The 12,425-nt window shown below is 73.9% G+C and carries 9 protein-coding genes; 1 reads left to right on the forward strand and 8 read right to left on the reverse strand.

The annotated features are described in order from the left end of the window. A partial coding sequence (locus tag ACZ5CZ_RS04145) for a sugar phosphate nucleotidyltransferase (RefSeq protein WP_468938955.1) occupies positions 1–375 on the forward strand: 375 nt, incomplete at its 5' end. Between the two features lie 87 nt (positions 376–462). Here ACZ5CZ_RS04145 and obgE read toward each other — a convergent pair. The 8 genes from obgE to ACZ5CZ_RS04185 form a co-directional block, all read right to left on the reverse strand. Further along, positions 463–1,908 (reverse strand): GTPase ObgE, encoded by a 1,446-nt coding sequence (gene obgE / locus ACZ5CZ_RS04150; protein WP_385848490.1) that lies wholly within the window; start codon positions 1,906–1,908, stop codon positions 463–465. A 121-nt stretch (positions 1,909–2,029) separates the two neighbouring features. Then, on the reverse strand, positions 2,030–2,284 hold the full coding sequence (gene rpmA / locus ACZ5CZ_RS04155) for a 50S ribosomal protein L27 (protein WP_023550764.1): 255 nt from the start codon (positions 2,282–2,284) through the stop codon (positions 2,030–2,032). Between the two features lie 14 nt (positions 2,285–2,298). After that, positions 2,299–2,619 (reverse strand): 50S ribosomal protein L21, encoded by a 321-nt coding sequence (gene rplU / locus ACZ5CZ_RS04160; RefSeq protein ID WP_009188585.1) that lies wholly within the window; start codon positions 2,617–2,619, stop codon positions 2,299–2,301. Positions 2,620–2,807: 188 nt separating this feature from the next. After that, positions 2,808–3,869 carry an iron-containing alcohol dehydrogenase family protein gene (locus tag ACZ5CZ_RS04165; RefSeq protein ID WP_468938959.1) on the reverse strand — a complete coding sequence of 354 codons (1,062 nt, stop codon included), beginning with the start codon at positions 3,867–3,869 and terminating at the stop codon, positions 2,808–2,810. Continuing rightward, positions 3,857–4,609, reverse strand: coding sequence for a phosphocholine cytidylyltransferase family protein (locus tag ACZ5CZ_RS04170; RefSeq protein WP_385848494.1), 753 nt, complete (start codon positions 4,607–4,609; stop codon positions 3,857–3,859). Before ACZ5CZ_RS04170 ends, ACZ5CZ_RS04165 begins: the two co-directional genes overlap by 13 nt. A gap of 121 nt (positions 4,610–4,730) precedes the next feature. Next, a complete protein-coding gene (locus ACZ5CZ_RS04175; RefSeq protein WP_468938962.1) occupies positions 4,731–9,023 on the reverse strand; it encodes an Rne/Rng family ribonuclease in 4,293 nt (1,430 codons plus the stop codon). A 262-nt stretch (positions 9,024–9,285) separates the two neighbouring features. After that, positions 9,286–10,068 (reverse strand): TIGR03936 family radical SAM-associated protein, encoded by a 783-nt coding sequence (locus tag ACZ5CZ_RS04180; RefSeq protein ID WP_385847862.1) that lies wholly within the window; start codon positions 10,066–10,068, stop codon positions 9,286–9,288. 308 nt (positions 10,069–10,376) lie between these two features. Beyond that, positions 10,377–12,410 carry a restriction endonuclease gene (locus tag ACZ5CZ_RS04185; protein WP_468938964.1) on the reverse strand — a complete coding sequence of 678 codons (2,034 nt, stop codon included), beginning with the start codon at positions 12,408–12,410 and terminating at the stop codon, positions 10,377–10,379. Between the last annotated feature and the right edge of the window lie 15 nt (positions 12,411–12,425).

Below are 12,425 nucleotides of genomic sequence, written 5' to 3' on the forward strand. Positions count from 1 at the left end.
GCCGAGGGCGATGTGGTGCGGGTGACCGGTCTGGTGGAGAAGCCGGACCCGGCGGACGCGCCGTCGCACTACGCGGTCATCGGCCGCTATGTCCTCGACCCGAGCGTCTTCGGCATCCTGCGCACCACCGAGCCCGGCCGCGGCGGCGAGATCCAGCTCACCGACGCCCTCGAACGGCTCGCCCAGGACGAGAAGCTCGGCGGCCCGGTGCACGGCGTCGTCTTCAAGGGCCGCCGCTACGACACCGGCGACCGCGGCGACTACCTGCGCGCCATCGTCCGGCTCGCGTGCGAACGCGAGGACCTGGGCCCGGGCTTCCGGAGCTGGCTGCGTGAGTACGTCGGCCAGGAGCTCACCGGCGACGGCGACAACTGACATTCGGACACGCGAAAGGGCGGGCCGGAGGTTCTTCCTCCGGCCCGCCCTTTCGTCGTGCCTGCGCCGAGAACGGCTCGCCGCTGTCTAGAACGGCTCGAAGTCGTCGAACTCCTGGCTGGCCTCGTCCCGTTCGGCCTGCTTGTCCCGGCGGCGCTGGGTCGCGGGCCGCGGGGCGTCGAAGCGGTGGTCCTCGCCACGGCGGCCCAGCATCTCCGCACCGGCCATGACGGTCGGCTCCCAGTCGAAGACGACCGCGTTGTGCTCGGGGCCGATGGCGACCCCGTCGCCGGAGCGGGCGCCCGCCTTCATCAGCGCCTCTTCCACGCCGAGACGGTTGAGCCGGTCGGCGAGGTAGCCGACGGCCTCGTCGTTGTTGAAGTCGGTCTGCCGCACCCAGCGCTCCGGCTTCTCGCCCCGCACCCGGAACAGCGGCTCGCCGCCGACCTCCTCGCGGGTGACGGTGAAGCCGGCGTCGTCCACGGCCTTGGGCCGGATGACGATCCGGGTCGCCTCCTCCTTGGGCTTGGCGGCCCGTGCCTGGGCGACCAGCTCACCGAGGGCGAAGGACAGCTCGCGCAGCCCGATGTGGGCGACGGCCGAGACCTCGAAGACGCGGTAGCCGCGGGCCTCCAGGTCGGGGCGGACCATCTCGGCGAGGTCCTTGCCGTCGGGCACGTCCACCTTGTTCAGGACGACGATCCGGGGCCGGTTGTCCAGGCCGCCGTACTCCCGCAGCTCGGCCTCGATGATGTCGAGGTCGGAGACGGGGTCGCGGTCGGACTCCAGGGTCGCGGTGTCCAGCACATGCACCAGCACACTGCACCGCTCCACGTGCCGCAGGAACTCCAGGCCGAGGCCCTTGCCCTGGCTGGCGCCCGGGATCAGACCCGGCACATCGGCGATGGTGTAGACGGTCGAGCCGGCGGTGACGACACCGAGGTTCGGCACCAGGGTGGTGAAGGGGTAGTCGGCGATCTTCGGCTTGGCCGCGCTCAGCACCGAGATCAGCGAGGACTTGCCCGCGCTCGGATAGCCGACCAGCGCCACGTCGGCGACCGTCTTCAGCTCCAGGACGATGTCCTGGACGTCGCCCGGGACACCGAGCAGCGCGAAGCCGGGCGCCTTGCGGCGGGCCGAGGCCAGCGCCGCGTTGCCGAGGCCGCCCCGGCCGCCCTGCGCGGCGATGTACGACGTCCCGTGCCCGACCAGGTCGGCGAGGACATTGCCCGCCTTGTCCAGGACGACGGTGCCGTCCGGCACCGGCAGGATCAGGTCCTGGCCGTCCTTGCCGGAGCGGTTGCCGCCCTCACCGGGCTTGCCGTTGGTGGCCTTGCGGTGCGGGGAGTGGTGGTACTCGAGCAGCGTGGTCACGGACTGGTCGACGGTGAGGATGACATCCCCACCGCGGCCGCCGTTACCGCCGTCCGGGCCGCCGAGCGGCTTGAACTTCTCGCGGTGGACGGAGGCACAGCCGTGGCCTCCGTTACCCGCGGCGACGTGCAGCTCGACGCGGTCCACGAAGGTGGTCATGGTGCAGTGCCTCCAGAAATGTTCGGGTGTTTCTCTCTTAACACGCGAAAGGCGGACCCGCCTTCCCGACCGGGAAGTGAGGTCCGCCTCGCGAATCGAAACGTTCGGGCTACGCCTTGGTTCAGGCGACCGGAACGATGTTCACGACCTTGCGGCCACGGTGGGTACCGAACTCCACCGCACCGGCCTGGAGGGCGAACAGCGTGTCGTCGCCGCCACGGCCGACACCGGCGCCGGGGTGGAAGTGGGTACCGCGCTGGCGGACCAGGATCTCACCCGCGTTGACGACCTGACCGCCGAAGCGCTTCACGCCGAGCCGCTGGGCGTTGGAGTCGCGACCGTTCCGGGTGGACGATGCGCCCTTCTTGTGTGCCATTTCTCCTCAGTCCCTTACTTCGCAGCCGTGGGGATCGACGTGACCTTGATCGCCGTGTACTGCTGGCGGTGACCCTGCCGACGGCGGTAGCCGGTCTTGTTCTTGTAGCGCAGAATGTCGATCTTCTGCCCCTTGTGGTGGTCCACGACCTCGGCCTGGACCTTGATGCCGGCCAGCACCCACGGGTCGCTGGTCACAGCGTCGCCGTCGACAACGAGCAGGGTCGAGAGCTCGACCGTGTCGCCAACCTTGGCAGTGGAAATCTTGTCAACCTCGACGATGTCGCCGACAGCAACCTTGTGCTGGCGACCGCCGCTGCGCACGATGGCGTACACGCGGATCTCACTTTCGCTCGTAGAAACGGCACCCCCGCAGGCCAGCCGCCCGGGAAGACCACGGGCGACCTCTCCCGGCCCACCAGGTGTCCGGGAGGAAAAGGTTTACGGGGATGTAGGCATGTGCAAAGGACACGCCGACGGTCTAGGTTACGGGGCCCGACCATGAGGGTCAAACCGGGCCCCGCTCAGCCGGAGACCGCGGCCGCGTACTCCGCGTACGCCGTCCTGATCCGCTCCGGCGTGAGGGCGAGGTGCTCCAGGATCGTGTAGCGGCCGGGGCGGGTCTCCGGCGCGAACTCCACCGCCCGGGCGAACTCCTCGTCGCTGAAGCCCAGCTCCGCCGCCGTCACCGGCAGCCCGTGCCGGCGCAGGGTCTCGGCCATCAGCAGGCTGCCCTCCTCGTCGCCGCGCAGCCGCATGGCGAAGGCGGCCGCGAGGCCGACCTGCTCGCCGTGGCTCGCCGCCCGCCCGGGGTGGAGCAGATCCAGCGCGTGGCCGATCTCGTGGCAGGCGCCGGAGGAGGGGCGGGTGTGTCCGGCGATGGACATGGCGATGCCGGACAGCACGAGCCCCTCGGCCAGCACGGTCAGGAACGCGTCGTCGCCGCAGCCGCCCGGGTGCCGCAGCACGGCCTCGCCGGCCTGCCGGGCCATGGCGGCGGCCAGACCGTCGATCTTCTCGCCGTTGACCTGGTGGGACAGCTCCCAGTCCGCGACCGCGGAGATGTTGGACACGGCGTCGCCGATGCCGGAGCGCACGAACCGCAGCGGCGCCTCGCGGACCACGTCCAGGTCGATGAGGAGGGCGACGGGGGTCGGCACGCCGTAGGAGCCGCGGCCCGCGTCGTTGTCCAGGATGGACACGGGCGAGCAGATCCCGTCGTGGGCGAGGTTGGTGGCGACGGCGACCAGCGGCAGGCCCACCCGGGCCGCCGCGAACTTGGCGCAGTCGATGACCTTCCCGCCGCCCAGCGCGACCACCGCGTCGTAGTGGCCGGACTTCAGCTCGCCGGCCAGCCGGACCGCGTCGTCCAGGGTGCCGCCGCCCACCTCGTACCAGCTGGCGCCGGGCAGCGAGGGCGAGACCCGCTCGCGCAGCCGGGCGCCGGAGCCGTTGCTGACGGCGACCGCCAGCCGGCCGGACTGGGCGATCCGCTCGTCGGCGAGGACCGCCCCCAGGTCGGCCAGGGCACCCGGGCGGATGTCCACGACGACCGGCGAGGGGGTCAGCCGGGTCAGGAGCGGCATGCGATCTCCCGGCCGCGGGCGAGATCGTCGTGGTTGTCGATCTCCACCCAGTCGACGTCGCCGATCGGCGCGACGTCGATCCGGAAGCCGCGATGGACCAGCTCCTGGTAGCCGTGCTCGTAGAACTGCTGCGGGTCGGTCTCCCAGACCGTCTTGAGCGCGTCGGCCAGCTCGGCGGCGGCGTCGCCCTCGATGAGGGTGACGCCGATGTACTCGCCGGTCGCCTCGGCCGGGTCCATCAGCTTGGTGATCTTCGTCATCCCCTTGGCCGGGTCGACGACGACCTTCATCTCCTCGTCGGCCAGGGACTTCACCGTGTCCAGCGCGAGGATGATCTTCCTGCCCTCACCGCGGGCGGCCAGCAGCGTCTTCTCGACCGAGACCGGGTGCACGGTGTCGCCGTTGGCGAGGATCACGCCGTCCTTCAGGGCGTCCCGGCCGCACCACAGGGAGTAGGCGTTGTTCCACTCCTCGGCCTTGTCGTTGTCGATGAGGGTGAGCTTCAGGCCGTACTTCGCCTCCAGGGCCGCCTTGCGCTCGTACACGGCCTCCTTGCGGTAGCCGACGATGACCGCGACCTCGGTCAGACCGACCTCGGCGAAGTTGGCCAGGGTCAGGTCCAGGACCGTGGGCTCACCCTCGATGCCCGCGGGCCCCACCGGCACCAACGCCTTGGGCAGGGTGTCGGTGTAGGGGCGCAGACGCCGTCCGGCGCCGGCTGCCAGCACGAGGCCTATCATCGCGGTCTTTCTCCTTCGTTTCGCGCTTCCGCCGGTGTCCGACGGTGGATCGGGCCCCCCGGAAAAAACCGTGTGGCCCCGCCCTGACGACGGGGCCACACGGGATGGGACGAGTCGGGCGTCAGCCCTCGTCGGTGGTGGAGACGGTGGCGGTCTTCTTCGCCGTCGTCTTCGCGGCGGCGGTGGTGGCCGACTTGGCCGCCTTCTTCACCGTCGTCTTCTTCGCGGCCGTCTTCTTGGCCGCGGTCTTCTTGGCGGCCGTCTTCTTCGCCGCGGCCTTCTTCGCCGGTGCCTTCTTGGCCGCCTTGCGGGCGGTCTTCTTGGCCGGCGCGACCTCCTCGACGCCGGGCGCCTCGGCCTCCGCCGGGGCAGCCTCGGCCTCCGGGGCGGCCTCCGCCGCGGCCGACGGGACGACCACGACGGCCGCCTCCTCGGGCGCGGTCGGCGCGGTGGCCTTGCGCACCGCACGGCGGCGCGGACGGGCCGGCGCGGCGGCCTCGGCGGTCTCGGCGGGCTGCGCGGGCGCTTCCTCGGCAGCGGCCGGAGCCTCCTCCACCGGAGCCTTGGGCGCCGCAGCCTCGGCCGCGGGAGCCTCGGCGATGGTCACCACGGCGGCCTCGGCACCCGCGGGGGAACCGGCCGGCGCGGACACCTTCCGGGTCGCCCGACGGCGCGTACGGCCCTTCGGCGCGGCCTCCTCGGCGGCAGGAGCCTCGGCAACCTCGGCCTGCGGCTCCGCCGGAACCACCTGGTCCTCGGCGGCCACCGGCTCGGCCAGGGCCTCGGCGGCGGTCTCCGGCCGTACCGGACGCGCGGCCGCCTCCTCGGCGGTGACGTCCTGCGCGGTCGGCACCGCGGCGGCGGCCTCCTCGGCCTCGGCGGCCCGGGCGGCCCGCTCGGCGCGGTCGGCCCGCGGGGCCTTCTCCGCCCTCGGCGCACCCGCCGGAGCGGACGCCCGGCGGCTCGCCCGGCGCCGCGTACGGCCACGGCCGGCCGCCGCCTCCGCCTCGGCGACGCTGTTGTACAGCTCCTCGTCCGGCGCGAAGTCGGGGGCGGGCAGCGAGACCGGCTCGGCGATCTCGGCGGCCACCTCGGCGGCGGACTCGGCCTCCGGCTCGACGGCCTCACCGGTCTCCACGGCCACCGCAGCGGTCTCGTGCACATGCACGTGCTCCGGCTGCTCCGGCGCCTCGCCACGGCCACCGCGCTTCTTGCGCTTGCCGCCGCCGTTGGCGCTCGGCTGCTCCATGTGCACGATGACACCGCGGCCGTTGCAGTGGACGCAGGTCTCGGAGAAGGACTCCAGCAGACCCTGGCCGACCCGCTTGCGCGTCATCTGCACCAGGCCCAGCGAGGTCACCTCGGCCACCTGGTGCTTCGTACGGTCGCGGCCCAGGCACTCCAGCAGGCGGCGCAGCACCAGGTCGCGGTTGGACTCCAGGACCATGTCGATGAAGTCGATGACGACGATGCCGCCGAGGTCGCGCAGCCGCAGCTGGCGCACGATCTCCTCGGCCGCCTCCAGGTTGTTCCTGGTCACGGTCTCTTCGAGGTTGCCGCCCTGACCGGTGAACTTGCCGGTGTTGACGTCGATGACGACCATCGCCTCGGTCTTGTCGATCACCAGCGAACCGCCGCTGGGCAGCCAGACCTTGCGGTCCAGGGCCTTGGCCAGCTGCTCGTCGATCCGGTAGGTGGCGAAGACGTCGACCTCGGAGGTCCACTTCGACAGCCGGCCGGCCAGGTCGGGCGCGACGTGCGCGACATAGCCGTGGATGGTCTGCCAGGCCTCGTCACCGCTGACGATGACCTTGGAGAAGTCCTCGTTGAAGATGTCGCGCACGACCCGGACGGTCATGTCCGGCTCGCCGTACAGCAGCGTCGGAGCGTTGCCGCTCTTGGCCTTCTTCTGGATCTCCTCCCACTGCGCCTGGAGCCGCTCGACGTCGCGGCGCAGCTCGTCCTCGCTCGCGCCCTCGGCGGCGGTGCGCACGATGACGCCCGCGTCCTCGGGGACGATCTTCTTGAGGATGGACTTCAGCCGGGCCCGCTCGGTGTCGGGCAGCTTGCGGCTGATGCCGGTCATGGAGCCCTCGGGCACGTACACGAGGTAGCGGCCCGGCAGGGAGACCTGGCTGGTCAGACGGGCGCCCTTGTGGCCGATGGGGTCCTTGGTCACCTGCACGAGGACCGACTGGCCGGACTTCAGAGCGGCCTCGATGCGGCGCGGGCCGTTGGCCATGCCGAGCGCCTCGAAGTTGACCTCGCCGGCGTACAGGACGGCGTTGCGGCCCTTGCCGATGTCGATGAAGGCGGCCTCCATCGACGGCAGCACGTTCTGGACCTTGCCCAGGTACACGTTGCCGACGTACGAGGTCGACTGCTCCTTGTTGACGTAGTGCTCGACGAGCACCCCGTCCTCCAGGACGCCGATCTGGGTGCGGTCGCCGTACTGGCGTACCACCATCACCCGCTCGACGGCCTCGCGGCGGGCCAGGAACTCGGCCTCGGTGATGATCGGAACGCGTCGGCGGCCCTGCTCACGGCCTTCGCGGCGGCGCTGCTTCTTGGCCTCCAGACGGGTCGAGCCCTTGATGGACTGCACCTCGTCGGACGGCTCGGCGGGCTTGCGCGGCTCGCGGACCTTGACGACCGTACGCTCCGGGTCGCCCTCACCGGGCTCGGTGTCGACGGAGGTGTCACCGGCCCGGCGACGGCGCCGACGGCGACGACGGCTGCTGGCGCTGCCGGACCCGGCCTCGCCGAGGGCCTCCTCGGCGTCCTCTTCCTCCTGCTCGGCGGTGTCCTCGGCGTCCTGCTCGGCCTGCTCGACGGCGAGTTCCTCGGCCTCCGCGCCCTCGCCCTCGGCGAGGTCACCGCGGCGGCGGCGACGGCCGCCCCGGCGGCGCCGGCGGCGGGACCCGGACTCCTCGAAGCCCTCGGCCTCCTCGGAGTCCTCGCCGTCGGCCAGGTCCTCGGCCTCGGCCGGCTCCTCGGCGGACTCCTCCGCCTGCACCGGCTCCTCGGCCGGGGCGGCCTGCGTCTCCTCGGCCTGGGCGGCGCCCCGGCGGCGACGGCGACGGCGCGAGCCGGCCTCCAGGCGTTCCTCCACGCGCTGCTCCGAGTACTCCTCGGTCTCCTCGGGCTCCTCCACCTCGGCGGCCTCCGCGGCGGCCTCGACGGCGGCCCGCTCCGGGGTCTGGAACCGGGGCTCGGCGAACACCGGCGCCCGGAACACGGCGACGGCGGGGCGGGCGGGCCGGCGCGGGCCCTCGCCCTCGTCGGCCGCGGACGCGGACTTGGCGGGCTCGGAGAAGCCGAACGCGGGGCGTACGGCCCGGCGGCGGGCGCGGCGCGGGGCGGCGGCCTCGGCGGCGGGCTGCGCGGGCTCGGCGGCCGGGGCCGGCCGGGTGGCCGTGGCGGGCTCGGTGGTGGGCGTGGTGACGGGGACCTCCGGGGTCTGCGTGCCGGCCTCGGCGACGGGCTTCTCCTCCTCGGCCTCGGCCTCGGCGGCGGGAGCGCCCTCGGGCGCGGACACGCGTCGGGTGGCCCGGCGCCGGGTACGGCGCGGAGCGGCCTCCTCGGCAGCGGCGGCGACGGCGGGAGCCGCGGGCTCCTCGACCGGCTCCTGCGCGGCGGCAGCGGCGGCCGGGGCCTCCTCGGCGGCGGGCTCGGCGGCCTTCGGCGCACCGGCGGGGGCGGAGGCACGGCGGCTGGCGCGGCGACGCGGCCGGGCGGCAGGCGCGGCCTCCTCCTCGACGGCGGCAGCCTCCTGCTCAGCCACCTCGGGCTCAGCAGCGGCAGCAGCCGGCACGACGGTCTCGGCGGCCTCCTCGGCAGCCACCGGCGCACCGGCGGGAGCGGAGGCACGACGCGCGGCCCGACGACGCGGCCGGGCGGCAGGCGCGGCCTCCTCCTCGACAGCGGCAGCCTCCTGCTCAGCCACCTCGGGCTCAGCAGCGGCAGCGGTCGGGGCGGTGACGGTGCGGGTGGCGCGGCGCCGGGTGCGGCGCGGTGCGGCGTCCTCGCCCACGACGACCTCGCCGCCCTCGGCGACGGCGGCGGGCTGCGTCGCCTCGGCGGACGCGGCCGGTACGACCGTCTCGGCGGCGGCCTCCGCGGCCACCGGCGCACCGGCGGGCGCCGACGCACGGCGCGTGGCCCGGCGACGCGGCGGGGCGGCGGGCGCGGCCTCGGCGGCAGGGGCTGCCGCGGCGGTCTCGTCGGCCTCGGCGATCTCCTCGGTGTCCGCGGCCGGTATGGCCGGGAGGGTGACCTCCGGGGCGGCCGCCTCGGCCGCGCCGGCGGGCGGGCCCGCCGGGCGGGAGGCGGCACGGCGACGCCTGCGCGGCGGCAGGGTGTCGCTCGGAGTGTTCAGTTCGGAACCCTCAGTGGGTTCGGTCGGCTCGAGCATGCGGGCGTTTCTCCCGTCAGGCTCCCGGGCGCCGCGCCTGGTCCGGCGTCGGCCGGTGAAGGCCGTCCGCCGTTGACGTCCGCGGCCCGCGCGATGCGCGATGGCCGCCGTCCGGGGCGCGGGCGCCGCACGGGAGCACTCTGTGTCCTGTCTCGCCGGTTCCGTACGCCTTGTCGGTACGGCCTGGCGAAAGTCTTCTGGTCGGTGCGCTGCCCGACCCAGGTGGCTCCCGAGTACCAGGGCGGCGCTACGACATCCGTCCCTACGCGGAACCTTCCGGCATCGGCGCCGTCGCGGCGGCGGGCTGGGCCGTCAGGGCCCCGGCTGCCTCGCGGTCGGGCGCGAGCGGGTCGGTCACCGTGCCGGTCTCTTCATCGAGCAGCCCCTGCGCCAGCCTGGTCACCGCTGCGGGGACCGGCGGCGCCAGGTCGGCCACGGCGCGGAGACCGGACAGGACGTCGTCGGGTCGTACGGCAGGCGTCACGTGCCGAACAACCAGCCGCAGTATCGCACAGGGCTGGTCGGTCGGCCTATCAGCCGGTGAACCGTGCGTTTCTGTTGCTTCCAGGCTCACCACGGCCGGGCGGGCGTCGAAGGTGCGCAGACCGTTCTTGGTACGGCGCTGGACCTCGACGGTCTCGGCCTTGGTGAAGGCCTCGACCGCGTGCCGGGCGCCGGCCGGGTCGACGCCGTCCAGCCGCAGCTCCCAGACGGAGGCGGTCAGCCGGTCGGCGAGGCCCGAGGTGTGCGCCTCGACCGCCTCGATCACGTCGAGCCCGGCGGGCATCGACTCGTCGAGGAGGACGCGCAGCGTCTCCGGGTCACGCGTCTCGGTGAGCGCGATCTCCAGGTACTCCGCCTCACTGCCCGTGCCGGTGGGTGCGGCATTGGCGTAGGACACCTTCGGGTGCGGCGTGAACCCGGCCGAGTACGCCATGGGCACCTCGGCGCGACGCAGCGCCCGCTCGAAGGCGCGCTGGAAGTCTCGGTGGCTGGTGAACCTCAGGCGGCCGCGCTTGGTGTAGCGCAGTCGGATGCGCTGCACCGCGGGTGCGGGCGGCGGGCCTTCGGGCTGTCGCTTGCCCAGGGGAACTTCTCCTTGTGTCCGCGGTCCGTGCGCCACCCCCGCGTGCGCGGGGAGCACGTCGGGGCCGGCGCCTGCCCGGTGTCGCCCGGGTCAGTCCCGCGTCGGCGGGGACATGTCGCTCCCGGCCCTTTGCTCTAGAGTACGCGCTCCGCCGCCGCGGAGTTCCCGCCGGTCCACCGCGGCCGCCGGGCGGGGCTCGCCGAACAGGGTCCGCCGCGCGCCCCGGCGCTGCTCACCGCTTGCGTGCCGTGTTCCGTGCCCCGGTCTCACTCCACCTCGACGCCGTGGTCGCCCAGCAGCTCCGCCAGCCCCGCCCGGTAGCCCTTGCCGCCGAGCACGAAGTCCCAGTCGCCGCCCGCCCGGCGCCGGAAGGAGCCGAGCACCAGCGCCGTCTCCCCGGCGCGGCCGTCGGACACCTCCAGCCGGCCCAGCTCGGTCAGGGCCGGGTCCAGCAGCCGGATGCAGGCGTCGGTGAAGCCGGACAGATCGGCCGACGGGTTGGTCTCGGGGTCCACGGCGGCCACCAAGACCAGCCGGTCGGCCGCCGCGGGCAGCGCGTCGAACGCCACGTGCAGCGCCGCCCGGTCCGGCGCCGTCGCCGGCACCGCACGGACCGAACCGTCGGGGGTCCGCGGGTTGTTGTAGAAGACGAAGTGGTCGTCGCCGAGGACCCGGTTGCCGCGGCAGACGAGCGCGCAGACGTCCAGGGCGACGGCGCCGGACCAGGTCATGCCGAGCACGTTGTGGTCCGCGGCGGCCCCGGGGCGCTCCTCGCGCGAAGCCGGCCGCCGGTGTCCCCGCTCCCCCAGCCGGCCGCGCAGCCCGTGCCGGTGCAGCAGGTCGACGAGTTCGCCGCCGGAGACCAGCTCCAGCGGCTTGCCCCGGGCGAAGGTGTACGAGCCCGGGCCGAACCCCGAGGTGGTGACCAGCACCCCCTTGTTGGCGCCGACGTCCTGGACCGTGCCGTACAGATCGCGCACCGCCGTCGGCGGCACCGTGTTGCGGTACCGCTTCACCTGGACCACGATCTTGCCGCCCCGGATCGGCGTGGGGTCCGTGGCGTCGACGTCCACTCCGCCGTCGTTCGAGCGCTGGGTGGTGACCGCCCGCATGCCCATGGCCCGGAACAGCTCGGCGACCAGCTCCTCGAACTCGATCGGGTCCATGGCGTACAGGTCCGGCTCGCCGTCGGGCGCGGGACCGGTGCTGCCGGGGCCGGGGCCGGGCTCGCCGACCTCGTCGGGCCTGCGGTGCGGGCGGACCGGGGTGAGCTGGTCGGGCCGGGCCGCGAGCTGCCCGTGCAGGGCGTCGGTGAAGCAGCTGAGCGGGTCGACCTGGGCGAGGTGCAGTCCCGTGAAGCCGTCCCGGGGAGCCAGGACGGTCGCCAGGACGATACGGGCCGGGCGGCCGGTGGCCGGATCGGGTGCGTCCACGAAGCCGTTCAGGGCGATCGACCGAAGGACGCCGTGCTCGTCCGCCGCATACAGCTGGTGCAGGACCAGCAGCAGGGACTGGGCCAGCACCTCGCGGTAGAGCGCACGGCGCTGGGTGACGGGCCGGGCCGTCTCCTTCTCCAGGTCCTGGCCGGCTATGTAGCGCACGGACTTGGCCGCCGGGACCACGGCATATCCGGGCAGCTCCCAGTCCACGACCAGCTGTCCTGCCCCCGGGTCGAAGGCCAGCGCGGCCTGCCGGGGAAAGCCCTCGGGCCAGGGCGGCGCGGCGTGCAGGGCGGCCGTGAAATACCCGGCCACCGCACGGGCGTCGCCCCGGGCCGCCCCCTCGGTCAGCTCGCGGACGGAGGCGTTGTGCCGCCGGGTCTCCGCCAGCTGCTCCGCCACCCGCCGCTCGTGCTCCTGCTGTACGGCCGCGAGCTGCCGTTGCCGCTGTGCCTCGGTGGCCTGGGCGGCCTGCCAGTCGCGTTCGAAGCGGGCCCGCGCCTCGGCCTCCGCCTGGGCCCGCCGGCCGGCGGTCCAGCCGCCCTGCGCCCGGTACTGCTCCGGGTCCGGCATCCGCACCGGCCGGGCGAGCGGCCCCGGGTCGAAGGGCGGGACCTCCTCGGGCCGCAGCAGGGAGGAGGCCCGGAAGGCGGGTGCCCGGCACCCCGACACGAGCAGCTCCCGCAGAGCGGCGACCTGCTGTTCCAGCTCCTCGGTACGCCGTCGCGCCTGGCTCTGCCGGTACTCCCGGTATCCCTGCGCCACCTGCCGCTGATACGCCCCCGCCTGTCGGCTCATCCGCTTCAGGCCCTCCCCCGAACACCGCCGGCACCTTCTGGCCGCACCCCCACGACCAGCCATGAAATCCGACTTTAT

It is taken from the genome of Streptomyces sp. NPDC031418, from assembly GCF_055581605.1.

Bases quoted from the DNA above. Each gene is read 5' to 3' on its own strand.
- ACZ5CZ_RS04170 (WP_385848494.1), bottom strand. From the start codon at position 4,609: ATGATAGGCCTCGTGCTGGCAGCCGGCGCCGGACGGCGTCTGCGCCCC.
- rpmA (WP_023550764.1), bottom strand. From the start codon at position 2,284: ATGGCACACAAGAAGGGCGCATCGTCCACCCGGAACGGTCGCGACTCC.
- ACZ5CZ_RS04185 (WP_468938964.1), bottom strand. From the start codon at position 12,410: ATGGCTGGTCGTGGGGGTGCGGCCAGAAGGTGCCGGCGGTGTTCGGGG.
- ACZ5CZ_RS04175 (WP_468938962.1), bottom strand. From the start codon at position 9,023: ATGCTCGAGCCGACCGAACCCACTGAGGGTTCCGAACTGAACACTCCG.
- obgE (WP_385848490.1), bottom strand. From the start codon at position 1,908: ATGACCACCTTCGTGGACCGCGTCGAGCTGCACGTCGCCGCGGGTAAC.
- ACZ5CZ_RS04165 (WP_468938959.1), bottom strand. From the start codon at position 3,869: ATGCCGCTCCTGACCCGGCTGACCCCCTCGCCGGTCGTCGTGGACATC.